At 54.0% G+C, this 22,031-nt stretch carries 19 protein-coding genes and 5 tRNA genes; 5 read left to right on the forward strand and 19 right to left on the reverse strand.

Annotated features, from left to right (window positions below):
* Positions 1 to 24: 24 nt before the first annotated feature.
* The 4 genes from KB449_RS20595 to KB449_RS20610 form a co-directional block, all read right to left on the reverse strand.
* On the reverse strand, positions 25 to 996 hold the full coding sequence (locus tag KB449_RS20595) for a fibronectin type III domain-containing protein (RefSeq protein ID WP_282910158.1): 972 nt from the start codon (positions 994 to 996) through the stop codon (positions 25 to 27).
* Between the two features lie 1,549 nt (positions 997 to 2,545).
* A tRNA-Leu gene (locus KB449_RS20600) sits at positions 2,546 to 2,631 on the reverse strand.
* 90 nt (positions 2,632 to 2,721) lie between these two features.
* Positions 2,722 to 2,797 (reverse strand) — tRNA-Lys (locus tag KB449_RS20605).
* A gap of 10 nt (positions 2,798 to 2,807) precedes the next feature.
* Positions 2,808 to 2,882 (reverse strand) — tRNA-Glu (locus KB449_RS20610).
* Positions 2,883 to 3,032: 150 nt separating this feature from the next.
* On the opposite strand from KB449_RS20610, the gene corA reads away from it, so the two are divergent.
* On the forward strand, positions 3,033 to 3,974 hold the full coding sequence (gene corA, locus KB449_RS20615; RefSeq protein WP_282910159.1) for a magnesium/cobalt transporter CorA: 942 nt from the start codon (positions 3,033 to 3,035) through the stop codon (positions 3,972 to 3,974).
* A gap of 85 nt (positions 3,975 to 4,059) precedes the next feature.
* On the forward strand, positions 4,060 to 5,322 hold the full coding sequence (locus KB449_RS20620; RefSeq protein WP_282910160.1) for an NAD(P)/FAD-dependent oxidoreductase: 1,263 nt from the start codon (positions 4,060 to 4,062) through the stop codon (positions 5,320 to 5,322).
* Between the two features lie 426 nt (positions 5,323 to 5,748).
* On the opposite strand, the gene KB449_RS20625 is transcribed toward KB449_RS20620, so the two are convergent.
* From KB449_RS20625 to KB449_RS20635, 3 genes are all read right to left on the reverse strand, one after another.
* Positions 5,749 to 5,839, reverse strand: a tRNA-Ser gene (locus KB449_RS20625).
* A gap of 4 nt (positions 5,840 to 5,843) precedes the next feature.
* Positions 5,844 to 5,919, reverse strand: a tRNA-Asn gene (locus tag KB449_RS20630).
* Positions 5,920 to 5,999: 80 nt separating this feature from the next.
* Positions 6,000 to 6,500 carry a SprT family protein gene (locus KB449_RS20635; RefSeq protein ID WP_282910161.1) on the reverse strand — a complete coding sequence of 167 codons (501 nt, stop codon included), beginning with the start codon at positions 6,498 to 6,500 and terminating at the stop codon, positions 6,000 to 6,002.
* Between the two features lie 103 nt (positions 6,501 to 6,603).
* Between KB449_RS20635 and KB449_RS20640 the strand changes: the two genes are divergently transcribed.
* Positions 6,604 to 6,960 carry a hydrolase/acyltransferase gene (locus KB449_RS20640; protein ID WP_282910162.1) on the forward strand — a complete coding sequence of 119 codons (357 nt, stop codon included), beginning with the start codon at positions 6,604 to 6,606 and terminating at the stop codon, positions 6,958 to 6,960.
* A 120-nt stretch (positions 6,961 to 7,080) separates the two neighbouring features.
* A complete protein-coding gene (gene cmpA / locus KB449_RS20645) occupies positions 7,081 to 7,218 on the forward strand; it encodes a cortex morphogenetic protein CmpA (protein WP_277565602.1) in 138 nt (45 codons plus the stop codon).
* Positions 7,219 to 7,332: 114 nt separating this feature from the next.
* Here cmpA and KB449_RS20650 read toward each other — a convergent pair whose 3' ends face one another.
* From KB449_RS20650 to KB449_RS20705, 12 genes are all read right to left on the reverse strand, one after another.
* Positions 7,333 to 9,522 carry a Tex family protein gene (locus tag KB449_RS20650; protein WP_282910163.1) on the reverse strand — a complete coding sequence of 730 codons (2,190 nt, stop codon included), beginning with the start codon at positions 9,520 to 9,522 and terminating at the stop codon, positions 7,333 to 7,335.
* Between the two features lie 81 nt (positions 9,523 to 9,603).
* The gene (locus KB449_RS20655; RefSeq protein ID WP_282910164.1) at positions 9,604 to 10,191 is read right to left on the reverse strand and encodes a TetR/AcrR family transcriptional regulator; all 588 of its coding nucleotides are present in this window, start codon (positions 10,189 to 10,191) and stop codon (positions 9,604 to 9,606) included.
* Positions 10,192 to 10,369: 178 nt separating this feature from the next.
* A complete protein-coding gene (locus tag KB449_RS20660) occupies positions 10,370 to 10,720 on the reverse strand; it encodes a type II toxin-antitoxin system PemK/MazF family toxin (protein ID WP_090114400.1) in 351 nt (116 codons plus the stop codon).
* A gap of 3 nt (positions 10,721 to 10,723) precedes the next feature.
* The gene (locus tag KB449_RS20665) at positions 10,724 to 11,005 is read right to left on the reverse strand and encodes a CopG family ribbon-helix-helix protein (RefSeq protein ID WP_090114402.1); all 282 of its coding nucleotides are present in this window, start codon (positions 11,003 to 11,005) and stop codon (positions 10,724 to 10,726) included.
* Between the two features lie 150 nt (positions 11,006 to 11,155).
* Positions 11,156 to 12,340 (reverse strand): alanine racemase, encoded by a 1,185-nt coding sequence (alr, locus tag KB449_RS20670; RefSeq protein WP_282910165.1) that lies wholly within the window; start codon positions 12,338 to 12,340, stop codon positions 11,156 to 11,158.
* 181 nt (positions 12,341 to 12,521) lie between these two features.
* The gene (locus KB449_RS20675; protein ID WP_282912877.1) at positions 12,522 to 13,670 is read right to left on the reverse strand and encodes a LolA family protein; all 1,149 of its coding nucleotides are present in this window, start codon (positions 13,668 to 13,670) and stop codon (positions 12,522 to 12,524) included.
* A 90-nt stretch (positions 13,671 to 13,760) separates the two neighbouring features.
* On the reverse strand, positions 13,761 to 14,093 hold the full coding sequence (locus tag KB449_RS20680; RefSeq protein WP_282910166.1) for a hypothetical protein: 333 nt from the start codon (positions 14,091 to 14,093) through the stop codon (positions 13,761 to 13,763).
* On the reverse strand, positions 14,090 to 14,446 hold the full coding sequence (locus tag KB449_RS20685) for a hypothetical protein (RefSeq protein WP_282910167.1): 357 nt from the start codon (positions 14,444 to 14,446) through the stop codon (positions 14,090 to 14,092). Before KB449_RS20685 ends, KB449_RS20680 begins: the two co-directional genes overlap by 4 nt.
* Before the next feature lie 3 nt (positions 14,447 to 14,449).
* Positions 14,450 to 14,629 (reverse strand): hypothetical protein, encoded by a 180-nt coding sequence (locus tag KB449_RS20690; protein WP_282910168.1) that lies wholly within the window; start codon positions 14,627 to 14,629, stop codon positions 14,450 to 14,452.
* Between the two features lie 4 nt (positions 14,630 to 14,633).
* Complete coding sequence (locus KB449_RS20695; RefSeq protein WP_282910169.1) at positions 14,634 to 14,909, reverse strand: hypothetical protein; 276 nt, start codon at positions 14,907 to 14,909, stop codon at positions 14,634 to 14,636.
* A gap of 78 nt (positions 14,910 to 14,987) precedes the next feature.
* A complete protein-coding gene (locus tag KB449_RS20700) occupies positions 14,988 to 18,236 on the reverse strand; it encodes a peptidase G2 autoproteolytic cleavage domain-containing protein (protein WP_282910170.1) in 3,249 nt (1,082 codons plus the stop codon).
* Between the two features lie 38 nt (positions 18,237 to 18,274).
* Positions 18,275 to 20,440 carry a hypothetical protein gene (locus KB449_RS20705; protein WP_282910171.1) on the reverse strand — a complete coding sequence of 722 codons (2,166 nt, stop codon included), beginning with the start codon at positions 20,438 to 20,440 and terminating at the stop codon, positions 18,275 to 18,277.
* Between the two features lie 224 nt (positions 20,441 to 20,664).
* On the opposite strand from KB449_RS20705, the gene KB449_RS20710 reads away from it, so the two are divergent.
* Positions 20,665 to 22,023, forward strand: a complete 1,359-nt coding sequence (locus KB449_RS20710) for an IS4 family transposase (RefSeq protein ID WP_282906693.1) — start codon at positions 20,665 to 20,667, stop codon at positions 22,021 to 22,023.
* The last annotated feature ends 8 nt before the right edge of the window (positions 22,024 to 22,031 follow it).

Below are 22,031 nucleotides of genomic sequence, written 5' to 3' on the forward strand. Positions count from 1 at the left end.
TTACTTATTACAATTATTTTTAAATTAAACCGGGTCGAATTCATCCACATCAAAATTTACTATTTTACCGTAAACGATATATTCCGCTCTGGCCTTAAAAGGAGGGATGTTCCAGTTCTTTACGAATTTATATCGGGATGATTGTGTAGCAGAGTCTGTCCAACTAAGAAAGTTCTCTAATTCAGCGGCGGACAAATCGTATTCTTTCTCAGTGCCGCCGACTAAGTGGATCGTAACAATAGCGCGGGAGCCACCAGATCCGCCACCGGACGAAACAGGCGTTGCGCTCACTTCATTAGAATTGCCGCTCTCGCCGCCTGCATTTACTGCTGACACGACGTAGTAATACTTGGTACCATTCGTAAGGCCAGTGTCGTGAAAGACGTTCCCAGTGACAGCCGTTGCGATCGTCGTATAGGGGCCGCCCGCTGTAGTGGATCGCTTGATGTTATAATTGGTAGCACCGGTTGAGGCGTACCAAGTTAAGTAGGCTGTAGTATCTCCAGATGTTGCGGTTAGTCCGGCCGGCGCATCCGCACTCACTACCGTTCCAGGTGTCACGGTATCGAACACATCGAATTCCCATATCCTCATATTGAGTGAAGTAACAAATTCTATCTTAGATACGTTTGTTACTATTTGACCCAGATTATTGTGTTTAGTGGTCTGTGATCCTTGCCACAGGAACTGTTCCGTATACAATAAAACATTATTTTTATCATAAAACTTAATACTAAAATCCCAATTAGCTTTGACTTTATAGGATTTTATGGTCTTAGGGGAAGAAAATGAATACCATACGCCTTGGCCGCCGCTCCCTATTACTGTATATGTAGTTTCATTATTATCTGTAAGTTGTTCTACTGGTTGATTTAGGCTATCTGTAAACAGATTTGGAGCAATTAATCCTCCCTCATAAGCCGAAGCTTTCTCCTGCGCCCCAATAAACGGCAGAAATAACACTAGCGCAAACAGCATGAGCAAAACCTTCTTCAAAACCAAACCACTCCCCATTATGTAGTTCCATAATCATACAAGGGAAATTAAGGTTTTATAAGTCTGTTTATCTACAAAATTTTACATTACGATTGAGAGTTATAATACTTACCGGGATACAAAATCCGCAGCCTTTTGCTACAATTGAAGGAACATCCAAGAAAGGCGCCCGCTGTAAGTTCCTCCCTCCTATACTCCTGACAAAGCGCGAAGAACCCTTCGATGATCCCCGATATCTTTTCGAACCAAAGATTGACGGGCACCGCCAGGAACTTTCCGTGCAAGACGGCCACCTCTCGCTCTTTACGAGGCACGAGACGTTATACACGCCCCAATACCCAGAACTTTATGACTTAACACTGGCTAACGTCTCAGACGCTCTCCTAGTTGGCGAGGTCGCACGCATGGACCCGGTGACTGGTGCCGTTTACTTCGAGTCGATCATGTAACGCTTCCAGCTCAAGCAGGAACGAAAGATACAGGAAACTGAAGCGTCGTGGCCAGTTCATTATTTTGTTTTCGATATCATTCGTTACAAACTTTCTATAGTAACGTGATGAGCGTGGATCGGCCGGGAACGGACCTGTTCGAGGTGATCAGGCAGCGGAAGCTTGAGGACACTGTCGCTAAGCGAGACAACAGCCCTTACGTCGGCCTCCAGGATCCGCTGTGGATCAAGATCATCAACTAGGAACACGTCGAAGCGACGATCGCCGGATATCGCCACGACGAATTCGGGTGGCTCGCGCATTATAAAGGGCGTCCGGCTGGGATAATCGAATTTGCTGAGGCAGCTCGCGAGAAGGCTCTCCGCGTCGTCGCCAGCGGACTGGTCACGGGGCAGGACAAAAAACTTCGTTTACATGGAGCCGCGGATCGTGAGCGAGTGCGGTTTCGGATTTGGACTCGCCGCAGGATGCTTCGAACTCCAGCGTTCGCAAATTCATAACTGGATAGTCATAATGTGATCAGATATTCCTATTTTTGATAGACTTGGTGCAAAATCTTTTGAAAGCGGGATATTATGGGTCTCTGGTCGAAGTGGGATGATGCGCACAAAAAAGCGGTCGCTTCGGGTTTTAGTTTTGGTTGCAAAAATCCCCTCGTTTTTGCCGAATGGTTGCAATCGAATCAGCAGTACATTTCGTTGTAAAGTTGACTCCAGTTTTACGGCGAATATGTAAAGTCACAAGCCCTGGAGCCGAACCCCCCGGGCGAATGATTAAACAATGCCTTTAGGATACAGCACGGTAAGCAGCCGGTAAAAGTCGTAGCTGCCGCGCGATGGCGTGTGATCAGTTTGGCCTTTACCGTTGCCTGTACGGCGGCAGCAGCCCATACGGGCGGCTCATCGACGATCTGCAGCTTTTCCACCGACACAAGCCGATCGGCGAGCGCCTCGGTATGCACACGTTACGAAGAAGGCAAGCCGGCGACTGTCGATAAATTTAATCTGTTTAGAACAAGCATTCCCCAACAATCGAGCCCTCACCGCTCCGGTAAAAATAAAAAAACCCTTATGCATCAAGGGATTTCGTCGTTAAAGTTATGGTGCGGTCGAGAGGACTCGAACCTCCACGGTATTGCTACCGCCAGCCCCTCAAGCTGGTGCGTCTGCCATTCCGCCACGACCGCATATTAAAAGTGTTGCTGTTCTCCAAGCGGCAGTGCCGGGGAACTTCTCAAAGCCCTTGCTTGCTGACGTTCGATCCTGTTGACCGAAGGTGGTGAGCCATGAAGGACTCGAACCTTCGACACCCTGATTAAAAGTCAGGTGCTCTACCAACTGAGCTAATGGCTCGTACTTAAGTTGGTGACCCGTGGGGGAATCGAACCCCCGTTACCTCCGTGAAAGGGAGGTGTCTTAACCGCTTGACCAACGGGCCGCATTAGCACCAATCCGCTTGTTTATCGCGTTCTCTCTCGGGCGACAAAAATGATTATATAACACGCATTTCGGTTTCGCAAGTACCTTTGCGCAATTTTTTAAAAGTTTTTTTGTGGTGTATGCTTAGACCATGAAAGGGGCGCCACACATGACCCAAATGCTTCTATACAATGAATCGACGCAGCGCGTCGAAGAGACCGGCATCCGGGTGCCCGGCGAAGGCGAAGTCGCCTGGGTGCCGCTGATCGCCGCCTCGCAGGAGGAAATCGAGCGCGTGCTGCGGGACGTATTCTGCTGCCATCCGCTGATCGTCGAGGATTGCATTAAGCTGAACCAGCGCCCCAAGCTCGACCGCTACGACAAGCATATGCTCCTCACTTTTTTCGAGGTCGGACAGGACCTGACGACGATCGAGATGGAGCACGTCATCGGTCCCAACTACATCATCACGGTAGCCCCGCAATCCGCGAGTTCGGTGGAAGCAGCCGCGCGGGACTTCCGCGCCGCGCCGGAGCGGTTCATGACCTTTTCCGGGGTCATCCTCTACCGCCTCCTCGACCGCTGCGTCGACGACTACGCGGACCTGACGGACAAGGTTGAAAATGTGCTGGACAAGCACGAGCGCGCCATCTTCCGCAATCCGCACGTCAAAATCGCCGGGGACGTCTTTCGCCTCAAGCGAAAGCTGCATACGGTCAGACGGATTATGGCAGACGAAAAAGCGGCGCTCGCGCAGCTGACCCACCATCAGTTCCCCTACACCAGAGCGGAAGCAGACGTATACTTCATCGATATCTACGATCACGTCTCGCGTGTGCTCGATTCGATCGACGCCTTCCGCGAATCGCTGTCCGGCCTTCTCGAGCTGCAGCTTAATATGAAGTCGGACCGGATGAACGAGATCATGAAGACGCTCACGATCGTCAGCTCCATCTTCCTCCCGCTGACCTTCGTCGTCGGCTTGTACGGGATGAACTTTCGCGACATGCCCGAGCTGAGTTGGAAATACGGCTATCCCGCAGTCCTGCTCGTCATGGTCATAATCGCGGGATCGCTCTGGTGGTTCTACAAGCGAAAAAAATGGTTGTAACGTTCGCAGCTCCCCTCGTTTCAACGATTGTCGTAACCGGTTAAGCATGAAGTAATATACGGATTCGACAAAGGGGCTATCCGCCATGAACGAACACAAGCTGCACGACGGTTCCTTATACTGGCCAAAAACGATGTCCTTCTTCCCTACATACCCTTCCCTTCGCGAACGCGCGATGACGCAGGTCGCGATTATCGGCGGCGGGATGACCGGCGCGATCTGCGCGGCGACGCTCGCCGAAGCCGGCATCCCCGCCGTTCTGGTCGAGGAGAAGCGCGTCGCTTCCGCCAGTACGGCCGCTAACACGGGTCTCATTCAATTTTCCAGCGATATCATGATGAGCGGGCTGGCTGACCGGATTGGCGAAAGGGATGCTGTCGCGTTCTACGCGCACTCCCGCAAAGCCGTGAACGATCTCGGCCTTCTGGCCGCGGCCGTCCCCCAGGACGGCGGCTACCGCGTCCGCAGCAGCCTCTATTGCGCCTCGACGGACGAGGACGCGCCGAAGCTGCGCCGGGAATACGAAATGCTGCGCAGGCATGGCTACGCGGCGGATTGGGGGTTTCCTGCGGGGGTCGGCAGCGACTTTATGGCGCGATATCCGGCCGCCTTTGTAACCCACGGAGACGCCGAGATCAATCCGGTGCGGACTGCCCATGCTTTTATCGCACAGGCTGCGCGGAGCGGCGTCCGCGTGTATGAGCATACGGGCGTGGCGAACGTACGCAGGAGAGGCGACTGGTTCGCGCTGGACTGCGAAGGCGGAGAGATCCTCGCGCGGACGGTCGTACGCGCTACGGGCTACCTGCCCGACATTGAGGGCGCTGCCGGGTGCGAGCCGATTCTCCGAAGGACGTTCGCGCTGGCGACGAAGCCGAACTCGGTTCCCGCCGAATGGAATCGGGACCATATGATGTGGGAAACGGCTCGTCCCTACTTTTACTTCCGTACGACGCCGGATGGACGGATCGTCGCCGGCGGGCTGGACGAGGATTCACCGGACCCTGTGACAGGCGAGCCAGAGCTGCAGGCACGCACGGCGAAGCTGCTTGCCGAGCTCGGGAAGCTGTTCCCGGGCAGCCGCTTCGAAGCCGAGCACGCCTGGTGCGGCTCGTTCGGCGAATCGCCCGACGACCTCCCCTTCATCGGCGAGCATCCGGAGACGCCTGGACTCTTCCACGCGCTGGGCTATGGCGGCAACGGCACCGTCTATGCGATGCTGGCTGCAAACATGCTGGTAGCCCGTCTGCGCGGACAGGAACACCCGCTGGCCGGCCTGCTGCGGCCGAGGGAGGTAAACCGGGCCGCAAGCGGCAAGCCGGCTGTCAGAAAGGCATATGGGGTTTAGAAACAGGGGCATACACCTCATCCATAACGAAACAAGCGCTCCGCTGCAATTGTGCGGGCGCTTGTTATATTCTAAAGGAGTTTTGGTTTTTGCCGTTCCGGCGGGTTGGCCGATCGTCACCCGTGTTGCGCCTGCGTCGTTCTTTCGGCGCAATGCCTGCAAATATACATCTATTTTCGCCGAGATCGACCCCTTTGGACAGGATAGATGCAAAAGCGCAGTTATTTTCCTTCAGCTTCCGGATTTTCGGCTTGCGCTTTGAATTTACCTGCACATTTGCAGGTATTTCATCACTTGCCGTCGGTCGTCAGAAAATACTTGTACAAATGCAGGTATTTGCCCCGCCAAACAATCGAAAAGCCCCGACATGCCGGCACAAACAAAAAAGGACTGCCTATTCGGCAATCCTTGATCATGTCGCTGTAGTGGCGGAGAGAGAGGGATTCGAACCCTCGCACCACTTGCGCAGTCTAACCCCTTAGCAGAGGGTCCCCTTGAGCCACTTGGGTATCTCTCCATGTTGGCTCCCCGAACAGGACTCGAACCTGTGACAACTCGATTAACAGTCGAGTGCTCTACCAACTGAGCTATCAGGGAACGTTTTTCTCAAAAGCGACATTGATTAATTTATCATATGTCCTTAAATGAGTCAAGCACTGTGCCAAACTTTTTTCGAATTAATTTTGCGCGGCCTGTCCCGCCCACGAAGATGCCTTGTCCGGCACGGCTTCTTCGAGCCTAAGCTTGCCCTTGCACCGGCCGCAAACGTACTTCCGCGGGTCGGTCTTGCGCTTGCGCGGGTACGACATGCCGCAGGCGCGGCAGACCAGGTGATAGCGGACGGGCAGACTGCGGCGCGCGCCGGGGAGCGCCTGACAATAGAGCGTGGCGCCGACCTGGGCGAGCAGCGTCTTGAACTCGGCGTCGCGGTGACGGTAGCCCCGACCGAGCAGATGCAGGTGATAGTGGCACAGCTCGTGTTTAATGATGCGTTCTGTCTCTTCCGCGCCATTGATCTCGAGCTGATGCGGGCTGATCTCGATATGATGGCTCTTCGTGAAGTAGCGGCCCCCGGTCGTCCTCAGCCGCCCGTTGAACATCGCCTTGTGCAGGAAAGGCCTGCCGAACCATTGAAGAGACAACGCCTCCACCCACTGCTGCAATTCACGGTTGTCCATTTACGGAGCCTGCCCCCTGCCTGTGCCTTATTCTACTTGAATTGTAGCCTTGGGTTGGGCTACACTGTCAAGTAGAATTTGCCGAGGGGAGACTATCCGACTCATGCCCGACATGACCCACGTATTGCTGCAGCGCGCCGACGGCAGCCTCCAGTTCGTCGAGATGCCCGCGTCTCACGCTTACCAGCTTACCGCACTCAATCTTAGACTTCACAAGGAACTGTCCAAGCTGACGGCGGACAATGTTCCGGCGCTGCCGAGAGCCGTCGCGGAGGTCGGCGGCCTGGAGCTGGTAGAAGGCGCAGCCGAGCGGATCGGCGGCATGGACTACGTCAACGCGCTCGAAGCGACGTTTGCCGCCGTACGGGAAGGCGAGTACCCGCTTGTATCGCTGCTGACGGAGATTCGCGCCCTCCAGGCGCAGCTTGAGCAGTGGTACGAGGAAGAAGGCCTCCTCTAGTCGCCAACGATCGACGCGCGGCCCAATTTTTGCGCGCCTTCCGCCAGTCGGACCTGCACGGTTCGCCTTTCCCCTCCATAAGGTAGTAGTACAGCATGATAGTGGAGGAGGACGACGGCAATGCCGCAATGGCTGTGCAATCAGATGATGAGGGCTTACCAGAAAAAGGACCGCCGCCAGATCAAGATGCTGAACGACTGCTGGTTTTTCTATTATCGCCAGCCCGCGAAGGATGCGGCCGCAGGTCCCCGTCCCTAACCGACCGTCCAGGCTTGAATTATACGATCTCTAATCATAACAGCCGCCCCGAATGCGGACGCAGCATGCTGCGCCGCATCCGGGGCGGCTGTCTGTCCGTCTTGAACGGCGGCATTAAGCCTCCGCCGGTCCCTTCATCGTCAAGCTGACGCGGCCTTTCTTCAGATCGGCGCTCATGACCCACACCTTGACCGTGTCGCCGACGGCGACGACCTCTGTCGGGTGCTTCACGAACCGGTTGCTGATCTGCGAAATATGCACCAGACCGTCGTTTTTGATGCCGATATCGACGAAAGCGCCGAAGTCTACGACATTACGCACCGTACCGGTCAGCTCCATTCCCGGCTTCAGGTCCTCGATATCAAGGACGTCCGTATGGAAAATCGGCGCCGGCAGCTCGTCCCGGGGATCGCGTCCCGGCCGCTGGAGGCTGTCGAGGATGTCGCGCAGCGTCGGTACGCCGACGCCCAGCTCGGCCGCCGTCTCCGTGACATTAAGTCCGCGCAGGCGCTCCTTGACCTCGTCGGTGCCGATACGATCCAGCTTCATGCCGAGCGCCTTGAACAGCTTGTCCACGAAGCCGTACGACTCGGGGTGGATCGGCGTACGGTCGAGCGGATGTCCGCCGTCCGTAATACGCAGGAAGCCCGCGCATTGCTCGAATGCCTTCGCGCCGAGCCGCGGCACCTTCTGCAGCTGCTTGCGGTCGGTGAACTTGCCGTTCTCTTCGCGCGCCTTGACGATATTTTTGGCCAGCGTGGCGTTGATGCCCGACACGTACGACAGCAGCGAAGGCGAAGCCGTGTTGACGTCGACGCCGACGTGGTTGACCGCCGACTCCACGACGCCGCCGAGGCTCTCGTCGAGCCGCTTCTGCGAGACGTCGTGCTGGTACTGCCCGACGCCGATCGCTTTGGGCTCGATCTTCACGAGCTCCGCCAGCGGATCCTGGAGCCGGCGCGCGATCGATACTGCGCTGCGCTCGGCGACGTCGAGATCGGGGAATTCCTCCTGCGCGAGCTTGGACGCCGAATACACGCTGGCTCCAGCCTCGTTTACGATCAGATACTGCAGCCCGCGCTCCGGCATCCCCTTGATCACCGACACGACGAATTGCTCCGTCTCGCGCGAAGCCGTGCCGTTGCCGACGACGATCAGCGTCACGCCGTACTGCCCGATCAGCCTGCGGAACAGCGCTTCCGCCTCAGCCTTTTTATTGTGCGGCGGCGTCGGATAGGACACGGCCACTTCGAGCAGTTTGCCCGTATCGTCGACGACGGCCAGCTTGCATCCCGTGCGGTATGCCGGGTCTACGCCGAGCACGACCTGTCCCTTGACGGGCGGCTGCAGCAGCAGATTCCGGAGGTTCTCGGAAAAGATGGAGATCGCGTGCTCCTCCGCCTTCTCCGTCAGCTCGCCGCGCAGCTCGCGCTCGATCGATGGAGCGATCAGCCGCTTGTAGGCGTCCTCCGCCGCCGCCGCGAGCGCGTCGCGAGCCGGGGACGGGCCGCGCAGCGTACGTCTGTGCAGCTCGGCTACCACGCGCTCCGACGGCACCTCGAGGCCGACGCCGAGCACGTCCTCCCGCTCGCCGCGATTGATGGCCAGCACCCGGTGCGGAGGCAGCCGTTTGACCGGCTCGCTGTATTTGTAATACATCTCGTAGACGGATTCGGCCTCCGCATTTTTGGCCTTGCATTGCAGGACGCCCTGGTCCCAGGTAAAGCGGCGCACCCACTTGCGGATGTCCGCGTCGTCCGCGATACCCTCGGCCACGATGTCCATCGCGCCCTGGATCGCTTCCTCCGCGCTGCCGACGCCCTTGGCGGCGTCGATATACCGGGCGGCTTCGCGCAGCAAATCGCCCTGCCGCGGCTGCGACAGCAGCCAGTTCGCAAGCGGCTCAAGCCCCCGCTCCTTGGCTACGCTCGCCCTCGTCTTGCGCTTTTGCCGGTAAGGCCGGTACAGGTCCTCAAGCTCCTGCAGCTTCACCGCGGCGCCGATCGCCTTCGACAGCTCCGGCGTCAGCTTGCCCTGCTCGTCGATCAGGCGAAGCACTTCGCCCTTGCGGTCCTCCAGCTGCTTAAGGTAGCCGCGGCGCTCCTCTATGGCCCGAAGGACGTTCTCGTCGAGCTCGCCGGTCATCTCCTTGCGATAGCGGGCGATGAACGGAATCGTGTTGCCCTCGTCGAGCAGTCCCGCCACCGTGCGCACCTGCGCAGGCTTAAGGCCAAGCTCGGATGCGATCTGCGCGATCATGCGCTCCGCCGCAAGCTTCGCGTCCGGCAATGTCGCTTCATTCATGGTACGTCGGCTCCCTCTGGTCAAGTCTTTTTCCATCATAACAAAAGACGCCTCCGTCAGGAAGCGTCCACAAGACTCGCATTATAGCGCCACCGAAGGCTTGTCCATGTCCGGGCAGCGCAGCGCGGCGAGCACAAAAGCCGTCATATCCTCGCACAGCCGCTCCGAATCGGGTATGGGCTCCAGCAGCACCGGGTCGAAAAAGCTGAATTCGCGCCTGTACGTAATGCCTCCCCACAGATAGAGGAATGCGCTGTCGAGCGAACGGTAATGAAAAACGCCGCGACGCTTGCCCTCTGCGAGCAGGGAGCGAATCTTCTCCCAGATCGGCATCAGATACGCCCGGATGAAGTCTCGCCTGCACGTCTCGTTGCCGATCTCGTTCTGAATAACGCGAATGAGGTCTGGGTCCTCCAATTGAAACTTGACGATCTCGCGGATGACGACCTTAAGGCCTGCGACCGGCTCCATCGGCGCGGCAATCGTCTCCCGAACGAGCTCGATGGGAAAAAATTCGTCCATCAACGCCTCAAAAAGCTTGTCCTTGCCTTGAAAATAATAGGACACGAGCGCGGGATTCGTATCCGCCTCGAGGCCTAGCGCCCGAACCGTCGTCCCTTCAAAGCCCTGCCGTGCGAAAAGCCGCTTGGCAGCCAGCAATATGCGCATCCTTGCATCTAGCTCGTAGGTACTCATAATCCCTCCACGCCAAAAAAAGCTTTAGTGCTTCACCGCATTATCTCTATTATGCAGCACAGGACCCGGGTGAAGCAAGCAAACGTTTGTCGAAAATGTGGTATATTTTATGCAAAAAAAGAACGGCTCCTTCCCTATGAAGGAACCGCTCTTAAAAATCGATCAGACCGACGCTAATAAGCAGCGCCTCGTCTACTTTTCTCATCATTTCCTCATCCAAATGCGTGATCTTGTCCGTGAGACGCTGCTTGTCGATCGTCCGGATCTGCTCGAGCAGCACGACCGAATCGCGCTCCATTCCGTGCTCCTTCGCCTCGATCTCCACATGCGTCGGAAGCTTCGCCTTTTGAATCTGCGCCGTAATCGCCGCTACGATAACCGTCGGACTGAACCGGTTGCCGATATCGTTCTGAATGACGAGCACAGGGCGCACGCCGCCCTGCTCGGACCCGACGACAGGCGACAGGTCCGCGTAGAACACATCCCCGCGTTTGACGATCAATCGCTACACCCCGCTCACGAGCCGTCCGAGCGTGCTCTCTGCGTCTTCCTCGGCATGGAACGCTTCGGATGCCATGTTCAGGTTAATCTTGGCCATCTCCAGGTATCCCCGCTGCATCGCGTCGCGGATCAGTCGTTTCTTTCTGTCGACCAGATACTGCTTCATCGCCTGACGGACGACTTCGCTGCGATTGGAATTCTCGTTCGCCGCGACATAGTCCACCTCGCGCAGCAGATGATCGGGCAGACTGATCATAATCCGCTTCGTATTGTGCAAATTGGCCACCGAACACGCACCCCCAAAAAATATCCATCCTGCAATAATTCCCAGTATCTCGTTACCTGAAAAGAAATATACGAATATCATACCATTCGCGCCGTCCGCGTGTCATTCCTGCTTGACGGCATCAAAATTGTCGAATTGCTCCCCCGCTTGCTACTGCCGCAGCAGCGGGTTCGTCACGCCGACGATCTTGCCGTCGCTGACGTACACTCTCGGCACGCGGGCCGCAACCATGCAAGTAATCTCGTAATTAATCGTGCCCAGCTTGTCGGCGAGCTCCTCGACCGGCAGCAGCGCATCGCCTTGACGGCCGAACAACACGACTTCCTCGTCGGCCATCCAAGGAGACTCGTCTCCGGAAGACACTTCGTCCAGACGCACCATGCACTGGTCCATGCAAATCGAGCCTACTACGGGATGCCGGCGCCCTCTCGCGAGCACCTCGGCCCGGCCGGACAGCATCCGGCTGAAGCCGTCGGCATAGCCGATCGGCAGCGTGCCGATCGACTCGCGCTTCTCGGTGAAGTACCTCGTGCCGTAGCTGATGCCTTCGCCCGCGGCGAGCGTCTTGACATGGGCGAGCCGCGTACGCAGCGACATGACCGGCGCGAGCGGAAGCTCGTCGTGCCGGACCTCGCCGCTCGGATACAGGCCATACATGCCGATGCCGAGCCGCAGCATGCCGCCGACCTGAGGCGGCAGATCGATGCCGGCGGCGGTATTGCCCGCATGCACGATCTCGAGCGGCAGGCCCGCCTGCCGGACATAATCGACGACCGAAGCGAAGCGCTCGGCCTGCATCATCGTGTAGCTCTTGTCGTTCTCGTCCGCTCGCGCGTAGTGCGTGTACATGCCTTGGACCGCCAACTGCGGCAGCTTGCAGGCCCGCTCCAGAAAGCGCTCGGCGGCAGCCCCCGGCAGAACGCCGAGTCTGCCCATGCCGGAGTCAACTTTGACATGAGCGACGAGCTTCGCCCCTTCTACGGGCATTCGTTCGATCGCATCGAGTTGATCCTCGCGATACAACGTCACGGCAATGCCGCGCTCGCGAGCGATCGGAAAAGCGTCGGACGGCGTGAGTCCCAGCACGAGCACGGGCGTATCGATGCCCCCGTCGCGCAGCTGCAGCGCTTCGTCCAAAAAGGCGACGCCCAGATAATCCGCGCCGGCCTCTGCAGCCGTTCGCGCGGACCAAACCGCGCCGTGGCCATATGCGTTGGCCTTGACCGAGGCGAGCAGCCTCGTACCCGGCGCAAGGCGCGACTTGAACGCGGTCACGTTGGCGCGAAGCGCGTCAAGCGAGATCACGGCAGCCGTCGGCCTGTAATACCCTTCCACGTACGTCACCTACTTTTGCCAGAAAACAGTTTGCTTCCTAATAAGGTAATGTTACCGGGCGCAGACCGTACTGTCAACGCAAGACCGTCAGCCAAAGCTTGGCTATCCGTCTCTCGGATGCCAAAAAGCCGGTCATGGGACCGGCTTTTGGCTGTAAATGAGAAATTCATGAGAGAAGGGATTACTTGCCGGATTGGTCGACGAGCGCCTGGGCGACGCGAACCATCTCCTCGTTCGGCAGATCGACAGTCGTCAGGCGGTAATCCACGCCGTCGTACGTCCATGCCAGCGATCTGGTGTCGTCTTCGGTCAGGAAGCCGACGGTGAAGCCGAGGTCGAGCGCCTTGGTTTGCGCCAGCGCCGAGACGGCGCGGTCCTTGGACTGCGATTCGACGATCGAGAAATCGTAAGTGCCGCTGTAGCGCAGCATGACGCCTTGCGCCCCGTCGCCGAGCTGCACGTCGAAAGGCGCTTCCACTTGCGTCACGCCTTGCGGCAGCATGAGCGGATCGGGCTCGATCGCCGCCATCTCGACGGCCGGCTCGGCGGTTTTGCCGTCCGTGCCGTCTGCCGGATCGGCAGTTGCCGGATCGGCAGTTGCCGGGTCTGCGGCCGTGCCGGCCGTGCCGGTCGCGTCCGGCGAAGCGCCGTCGATCGGCAGCGCGCCGGTCGTGCTGGCATCGCCCTTCGGCGTCGCGAGGTTCTGCTGCATGTCGAACGCGGACTTGTCGAACTTTTTGCCGAACTCGAAGCTGTCGAACTTCACGTCCACCAGCACGTTCGAATTCGTGTCCGTCACCTCGACGAGCTGCGGCGAGTAGTCGCTCTTGTCGAGCCAGATCTTCTGGCGGGCGAACGAGCCGTTCTGATAATTGCCGGCCATCACGTTGAAAACGTAAGAGTCCTTCTCTGCCGCGAACTGGCGCGAGTTGTCGACGGTGATGCTGTGCAGGAGCGTTTGCAGCAGGTACACTTGGCCTTGGTTGTCCGGCCAGTCGCTCTGGAAACGGTAGCTCTTATTGAGGCTCGGCGTCAGGACAAACACGCCGTCGTCGTTGCGGAGCACGATCTGCGTCACGTCGCGGCTGGCGCTCGTCAGCGCGACGCGGTAATAGTTAGGCTTTTGGTACCATACTTCGACCTTGTAAGCCTGCGGCTGCTGCCCGGTATGCAGCGTCATGACGCCGCTTCCTTGGTAGCTGTCCATCTTGTCCGACAACTTGGTCAGATCCTTCACGACCGAATCGGCGTTCTTGCCCGCGCCGCATCCCGACAGCAACGTCGCGACGAGCACCAGGGCAGCCGCGATCCACGGCAGCTTGCGAAGCATCACATCAACCCCTCTTCGATTGGTTAGTCCATGCTTCATTCCTATGAGGGGACTTGACCAAATATGCGGACGAGATTGACGAGCTTTCTCTTAAGAAGGAATCGACTTGTTGTTGGGCTCGGGCTCCCCAGCGCCAAGCTCGCTGACCACCTTGTTATGCATCTGGCCTGCAGCGAGCGCGACGAGCAGACCGTTTGCTCCGGACAACAGATAAAGACGCCAATCCACCGGCGAAGCGCCCGATGCAACTTGCGCAAGCGCAAGGATGGCCCAGCCGACTAAAATCGCGTACACGTCGGTCGGCAAGCCGGGCAGCCACCGGTCGACGAGCGACTTCGTGTACTGCACGACGAGAAACGTGAACAACGCAGCACCGGTCAACGTACCCAATGCGTTCCATGTAAAAAGCGCATCGGTGGTCATAGGACTTCTTTCTCCTTTCGGCTAATGCGTTTAAAACGGATCCAAAGGTCGTATTTGCGCGTGTAAGTTAAATAAGAAAGTATGCCTAGACCGAGCGTCGTGCCGAGCGCAGCTATGAGGCACAGCAGGCTCTGCATACGCCCCAGCTTATCTTCCTGTAGAAGCCACAAAATCGTTGAGGCATGGGCGACTTCAGATAAAAGAAAAAGGAGCATTGCCAGCATAAACGCGCTGACGATCCCCCTGCGGAAACGTTCCATTACATATATGCGGTGGGCAAGCAGCAAATAGACGGCGCTGCCGGCGCTCACTATGCAGGCTGTAAACAACGCGGGACCGTTCCAATCTTGCATAGGTTACTCCCCTTTCTCGTAGATCAGATACTTGGCAAAATTGTTGCGCCGAATTTCTTGCTGCAGCTGGCGCGACGCCGATCGGTATTGAATAAGCGCATCCTGCGTTTTCATGGATGCCCTTACAAGCTGCTTCCGTTTATCCCGGTACCAAGGGGACATTCGCACTATCCAATTCAACATGCCGTCATGCGCCCCTTTCTCCCGGATCATCCTTCTTTATGTTTTTAACCGCGCCGGCCAGCGCCCGATACGTCTCCTCCTGCTCGAAGAGCGCGGAGAGCAGCTCGTCCTTATCCTGCTCGACTTTATCGAACAGTGACCGCGGTACAAGTCTGCCTGTCACGACAAGGCGCATCACATACAGCATCGTCACGAGGAAGATCAGCGCGAAGATCAGCGCGACACCGTACTTCTCGGCCAGTTGCGCCAGCTTGGCGACCTGGTCAATATCTTCGTTCATTGCGGCGCACCGCCTTTGCAATAGAATAAGCCCCGCCGAGGCGGGGCTGTGTCGTGCTCGGAAAAATGCACGGTATGATTATTTTATAAGAATCATCACGATGTTATTAGTAACGCGTTTCATGACTTTGTATCCGCTTGTGCTCGAAGATGCAATACCCTGGTCGTTAGGTTTACAAAGACCATTCACAACACAAGTTCCATCATCACGAACCCGCAATTTACCCATCATACCAATAACAGCCCATTCTTTACGGTTTTCTCTTCCCACGTATTCTAGGCTAGAATCCCATTCTGGATTGTAAATTGGATTAAGCTCGAAATGTTCTCCGTCTTGAATATCTACACCATTTTCGTCAAGAGTCATGGCAGGTACAGCTACTTCATGGTATTGAATTCTCCCCCATTCATCACGAAGGTACTTGCCTTGCCAATCGTCATGACTATCACCAATAACAGAAGGGTTGGCTGAAACGATGCCTAAAATAAAATCATCACTAGAGCTTGCCAAACGAATCTTGTCCCCATCAAGAGTTACAAAAAGCCCAGTTCTATCGTCTCCATTTGGATTACCGTCAAGCCATTCAAAGAATTCGCCGTAGTCAGCACCAGTAGAATTAAATGCCGAAAGGCCGTAAGTTGCACCTGCAAAAGTGACACGGAATGCATTGCCAAGCGCACTTGTGGATGTGCCATTGCCAATGACAAAAGCATCAGAAGATGAGCTATAAGCTGTCGCAGAACCAGTAAGCAACTTATTGTATCTTCCCATTACATGTGAAGCATAGTTACTAGCCGTTGTATTTAATCCTTCTGAGTGCGAATAAGTTCCGCTTGCAATTGTAGAACCTCCCTCCGCATGTGAACCTATGCCTGATGCTGTCGTACTTATTCCTTCCGCATGACCGCCAGCACCAGTTACAAGCGTATCATACCCTTCAGCATGGCCAACAACGGTTGTAATAGAGGAGGTACCTAGCAAATCAGTATTAATGGTTGGAGTTAAATTGGTGAAACTTGGGCTTACTTTTGTGCCATGTCCTTCAGCGTGTGCCCCCATCGAACTTGCAACGGTAAGAATTCCTTCTGAGTGCGACCCATAATCTGTTGATCTAGTGTATAATCCCTCAGCGTGCGAACCGTTTGCCCACGCAGTAGTTCCTACACCTTCGGCATGTGAACCAGTTGAGTTAGCATTATATACTGCATATTTTGTTGCAAAAGAAACTACTGTTACTGACGCTCCACCAGTCGGATCACCACTTAAAGTAATGACATCCCCAGATTTCGACACAACACTGGCCGAAACGATATTCGGAGTTTGAGATGAACTTACATAGCTGTAAATATAAATAATATCTCCTAGATTAAAAGAAGAAGCAAACGTGGTAGAGATCGTTTTTGCAGTCTTGTTGAAGGCATAAATTGGAGCAATTGATGCTCCCGCAACTGTACCATCTCCTTCTGCGTGTGAGTATTGTTGTACTGCTGCGCTTGCTCTACCTTCAGCGTGTGAGTTTGTTCCGCTTGCCTTCGTACTCGTTCCTTCTGCATGTGAACTAGAACCAGAAGCAGTAGTATATGCTCCTTCAGCATGAGAAGCTTCGCCAGAAGCGATTGTGCTATTGCCTTCGGCGTGGGATACTGCCCCTGTTGCCTGAGTAGTAAAGCCTTCAGCGTGAGAGTTGGGACCAGAGGCTTTAGTACTTTGACCTTCTGAATGAGATGAGAGCCCTGAAGCTATTGTATTTGAGCCTTCGGAATGCGAGCCCTGTCCCATTGATTTTGTGTAAAAGCCTTCAGAATGAGAGCCAAAATCTGTGGCGCCAGTGTAATATCCTTCTGCATGTGAACCAGGTCCACTTGCCATTGTGCTATACCCTTCTGCGTGAACTGGATAAGGAGGTACGTTAGTGCCAGAAATTTTTGAAGCAAATCTCCAAGTTTCTTGGGGAGTTGTATCAATAGCTAGCACATTTGTAGTCCTAGAAACTAGTGTTACTTTTAAATCTACTCCTCCATCAACTTTAATATATAGGACATCGCCAGCAACTAATGTATTAAGTAAAGAGGTCGATGTGTTAAAAAATGAAGTATCCAATGTTATCTTTTTATTCGTTGCGTCAAAGGATGTGATGGACAAAGAAACTTCAGATGACAAAGCCGATGTGTATTGTCCTTCAGCGTGTGAAAAATTAGTTACAGCAGACGTTTGTCTTCCCTCAGCATGCGAAGATTCTCCAGATGCCTTAGTTTGATATCCTTCTGCGTGTGCATTGCCTCCAGAAGCAGTTGCGCCTTTTCCTTCGGCGTGAGAATTGTTGCCAGAGGCAGTAGTATACTCACCTTCCGCGTGAGAGTTATAACCAGAAGCAACAGTAAAATCCCCTTCAGAATGTGAATAACCTCCACTTGCTATTGTACGATTGCCTTCGGCATGCGCTCCATCACCGCTCGAAATAGTAGTATTGCCTTCGGCATGCGCCCCCCATCCGCTTGCCTCAGAACTTATGCCTTCAGCATGTGCTGCAATATTACTAGCTAATGTGTGAATACCCTCGGCATGACCAGCAGCACCAGTTACAAGTGTGTCATATCCTTCGGCATGTCCGGCCCAAGGCAACATCTCATCATAACTAAAAATATCTAAATCAACATTTCTATATAAATTATTTCCTTCAATATCCGTTCCTGTAACATTCACTCTAGTAAATTGACCTTCGGTATGAGAGTCTTTGCTTAGAGCTTCAGTTCGCTTACCTTCAGAGTGAGAATTATCACCTGAGGCAACTGTAAACCATCCTTCAGAATGCGAGGTATTTCCTAATGCTTGTGTCATTGAACCCTCTGCATGTGAAGAATAAGTTCCTATGCTGGCGTTATATTTGTTTTGTAAGCTTTTATCTGTATCAAATGAGTATGCAGTAGGCCAAGTATTTAGCCAAATTGATAAAACGCCACCAGTAGCCTGAAAAGAATCGATAATGCCGCTCCCAACCATTTTACGACCCAGAAGATCGTCAGGACTAATAAATCCCCAGTAGCTATATGTCAAAGTTTCACCAGAGTTTACTACAAACCCTGCGTTCGATACAGACAAACCGAAGTTACTTCCCCCATCAAGATATTGTAGAATTTCAGCAGTAGATCCACCTATACCAGCTACAGTCGCATTCCCCTCAGCATGTGAAGCAAATCCCCAAGAATGCGTGTCATTCCCCTCTTTATGTGAATCTATACCTTCTCCTTTTCCTCCGCCTAAATCAACTTCTTCCCAAATCGGTTGTGATGGTGTTCCTGTATTCATCTTGATTTTTGCTGTTGCCATATTTAAAAATGCCTCCTTGAGTGTCATTGTGCAGAAGGTTAGCTCAAGTCAATCCATACCATACCGGCAGAAGGATACACGGGAGCTGCCGTTCCGGCGTAGATCATTGAAGCAATAGCATTCCAACTGCTTTTCTCCGCATCAGTGACGAACCGATTTCCACTATCAAGCACAATATCGCTCGGATTAACAGCAGACCAGGAGAAACTTCCTGCCGTAGATCCTGCTTTGAGGTATTTACCGTTATTCGTAGTACCGGTTGCAGGTACATGCAGATTACCATCACCCGTAGGATGCGAATAAACGTTTACCTCGCTATTATCAATCTTGATGTTGCCATTAGTTGCCGAGCTAGCAACGTTTTTAGCATTCGAAGAGATCCCGTCAATTTTCGACTTGATCGCAGGATTAAGACTAATGTCAGCAGAGGTCGTGAGATTCGAGACGAGCAGGTCTCCACTTGTCGACTTTACCTCAACCATGCTGCTCGTGCCGTCCGCACCTTTCCTGGCGCTCATGACCCAGTAATCGGCATTTGTCGGAAGGTTACCGGTTGACGAAGCGATGCAAGTGTAGCTTGAGCCGTTGTATTCAACGCTGTTGTTCCGTACATAAGCAGTCGTGGAATTATAAGAGCCTTTGTAAACAACAGAGTCTCCAATCGACTTTGCATAATTCCCTTGAGCTTTTGCGTAATCGCCTTGTGTTTGAGCGTAAGAGGCATTTCCAGTTGCCTGGATTGCAGCCGTTTCGGCCAGGCTGGCCTGCTCGTTGGCATGGCCCGCAGCAGCGATTGCGCCGTCTCTGGCGGTATTCGCTTCAGTTGTTGCCGTCAATGCCTGCGTTGCTGCGGAATTGACCGTCTCAATTGCAGCGTTCGTACGACTAACCAATGAATCTACGCTGATGAGCAATGCCCAGTTTGAAGCGTTATTAAGCGCCGCATTAACCGTCGAATCTTTAACGCATTGATAGACGTTCTGATAAATAGCATCGACGACTACGTCTCCGAAATTATATGTCACGTTCGTACTATACGTCCCAAGCCATCTTTGATTCGTAACCTTTTTAAAATAAGCGATGTTCGTAGGCTGATTGCCAGTTGAATCCAAAATACACATATAAGTGGCGCCTTGAAAATAAACAAGGTTCCGCGCCATATATGCGGAACCTGAGCTATAGTCTCCCTTATGTACAAGGTTATTCCCAGCAGCCTTGGCATAGTCGCCTTGTGTTTGGGCGTATGATGCTTTTAAGTCTGCGTTACCAGCAGCGGTATTGGCAGTCGCTGCCGCGTTGTTCGCCAAGTCCCTCGCCATGTTCGCGCCTGTAATTGCGGCAGAAGTATCGACATTCCGGGTTGCTTCCTGAGACTGTCGTACCACTTCAGCGTTAACCCTGTCGGACTCAGCCAGTACTCTTGCACTTTCAGCAGCAACTCGCTCTGATTCGACGTTTTTGCGACCAGTCTCTGCCGTTACGCGTTGTGTTTCCGATGCCTGCCTGGAAGCTTCAGCAGTTTGCCGGGTAGTTTCACTTGACTGTCGGGAGGTCTCCGAATTTTTTCGTCCGGACTCTGCAATGATCCGGTTATTCTCCTCAGAAGCTCTAGTCGTCTCTGCCGTTGACCGTGTAACTTCAGCCGCTTGTCTGCTTGTTTCTGCAGACGACCGAATGTTTTCCGCCGTATTTCTGATTACCTCAGCGGTTGCTCGATTGCTTTCAGCGACCCCTGCAATTTCGCTCACTCCGTTTAGTTCTTGAATTGCTTGATCTGCTTCAGTCAGCATATCCGAAAGCGAGTCAATGGCATGAAGAGCCTCCTGGCTGCTATCGATTAGCTCACCTAGCGTTTGAAGCACATTTCCATTTTGCTGATTCGTCCATACCCGCTCGGCCGCAATGTAATGGACGCCTCTTCCTTTATACGAAACACTAACTGTTTTGCCTTCCTGTGGTGGAGAAAATGTAATGATTCCTTCATTATAGTCCACACAAAAAAGAGATCCTTGCAAACCGCTTGCAGGGACCTCTTGAACTTCAATATAATCAGCGATGATGACTCGATTTCTTCGTACTGGAATTTCCGATAAAAGAACCTGGCTATTAATGATCTTTTTTGATTCCGTGATCGGAATATATGGATCTTCAAGCGTTCCTGCGCGATATTTTGTTATCGTAGACGGACGGTATTCGATACTCATAATCTCACCCCAAAGATTGTTTCTATTTAAAAGATGATCTTAGCCAGTTATCTCTGTTTTTAAAATAGTAACTCAACTTTCGCAGAGCAAAAATCATCTTAAGTGCAGGTCGTTGTAAGCTCGCGAGGCGATCAGGTATTGGGCTTGTAAATAGAAAAACACCGCTCCGTTTGATAAAGTGAGAGTGTCGAGCAATCACTTCAACCGAAGAGGTGTCTACCCTTATGATAGCCCAACCCTCCAATTTGAATCAACTGCCTAACGAACTAAAACCGACGTTTCAAGAATTGAAAGTCATGCAGCATTTACAGCAAGCTGGATTTCGCAAACGCTTTGGCTTTAGCTGCGCCCAATTGTTTCAACTCGTCTTCGTTCTGTTGTTTCATCAGAAAAACTGGTTTCGTCTGCTGGAGAGCCGCAAAGATGATTCCATGCCCGGCAAAGATGCGGTTTATCGCTTTCTCAATCATACCGGCCTTGCATGGCGCCGGTTTTTGACCTCGCTTAGTGTCGCCACCGTAAAGAAGGTGGACGCGCTGACGTCTGCGGATCGGGATGCCGTCTTCATCGTCGACGATTCGATGTTCGAACGCAATCGCAGCAAAGCCGTTGAGTTGCTCGCCCGGTTCAAAGATCATGCGACAGGTGCGTACTACAAAGGTTTCCGCATGCTAACGATGGGGTGGTCGGACGGCCACACGTTCTTACCCGTGGATTTTGCATTGCTCAGTTCAAGCAAGTCGGCGATCACCGGCATGAATGAGTCCGTCGACAAACGGTCGCACGGCTACAAGCGTCGGCAGGAAGCGCTTCTGTCGGCTCCGCAAGTCGTTGCGTCCATGCTGGACCGCGTCTTGGCGGCCGGAGCAACCGCCTCTTATGTCTTGATGGACAGTTGGTTCACGCATGCGCCGCTCATTCGCGAAATCGTCTCCCGTGGACTTGATGTGATTGGCATGGTCAAGAACGACAACAAACGATTCCTTATGCAAGGCCAGAAGTTGTCGCTTAAAGAGCTTTACTCAGTCGCCACGCCTGTAGCGAGCAAGAAACGCAGCATTCTCCGCTCGATCCGAACGGTGCTGGCTTGCGGCACGCCAGTGCATGTGGTATTCGTTCGCAACCGCTCGAAGAAGAATGATTGGCTCGCCGTTCTAACGACAGACCTAGCGCTCTGTGTAGAGGACGTCATCCGAATTTACGCGATCCGCTGGGACATCGAGGTCTTCTTCAAATGCACCAAGTCACTGCTACGTTTGCAAAAGGAATTCCAAGGCCGCTCTTATGATTTGCTGATCAGCCACACCACAATTGTCTTTTCGCGTTACCTGCTACTGGCTTGGCAGCATCGACAGAGTACAGATGCACGCACGTTCGGCGGTTTGTTTTATGTGCTGTGCGACGAAGTCGGCACGCTGGATTGGACAGTCGCCTTGCAACAACTGCTTGATCTGATCAGCGAAATCGCCACGAAAGCAGGAAAGAAGCTGGGGGCTTTGATTCAGCGTCAACTCCAGCAATGGATTGCCAGTTTGCCCAGTTACATCAGGGCTTGTTTGCCGATTTCATGCTGCGAAAGTTGAGATAGTAA

It is taken from the genome of Cohnella hashimotonis (genome assembly GCF_030014955.1).
GTDB lineage: Bacteria > Bacillota > Bacilli > Paenibacillales > Paenibacillaceae > Cohnella > Cohnella hashimotonis.